This is a genomic window from Pseudomonas sp. 86_A (assembly GCF_017491705.1).
Classification (GTDB): Bacteria; Pseudomonadota; Gammaproteobacteria; order Pseudomonadales; family Pseudomonadaceae; genus Aquipseudomonas; species Aquipseudomonas koreensis.
This window is the reverse complement of record NZ_JAFGYS010000095.1, coordinates 1-498: the sequence shown is the minus strand read 5'-3', so window position 1 is coordinate 498 and position 498 is coordinate 1. Positions and strand designations below refer to the sequence as shown.

Sequence of the window (498 nt, the reverse complement as noted above, 5' to 3'; positions counted from 1 at the left end):
CCCTGTCGCGCAGCGCTGACGATGTCATGAAGTTTAAGTACATCGTCAAGAACGTCGCCTGGCAGCACGGCAAGACGGCCACTTTCATGCCGAAGCCGATCTTCGGAGACAACGGCTCGGGCATGCATGTTCACTCTTCGATCTGGAAGGGCGGCGAACCTCTGTTCTTTGACGAGTCCGGATACGCCAAACTATCTGACATGGCCCGCTACTACATCGGCGGCATCCTCAAGCACGCACCGTCGCTGCTGGCCTTCACTAACCCCTCGGCCAACTCGTACCACCGTCTGGTGCCGGGCTTCGAGGCCCCAGTCAATCTGGTGTATTCACAGCGCAACCGCTCCGCCTGCATGCGTATCCCGATCACCGGCCCAAATCCGAAGGCCAAGCGCGTCGAATTCCGTTGCCCAGATCCGTCTGCCAACCCTTACATGGCCTTTGCCGCCCTGCTACTGGCCGGCCTGGACGGCATCCAGAACAAGATCGAGCCGCCCGCGC

Annotated in this window: 1 pseudogene; it reads left to right on the top strand. The window is 60.6% G+C overall.

Annotated features, from left to right (window positions below):
• A pseudogene (locus J5M57_RS28155) lies at positions 1-498 on the top strand (type I glutamate--ammonia ligase); the annotation flags it as partial.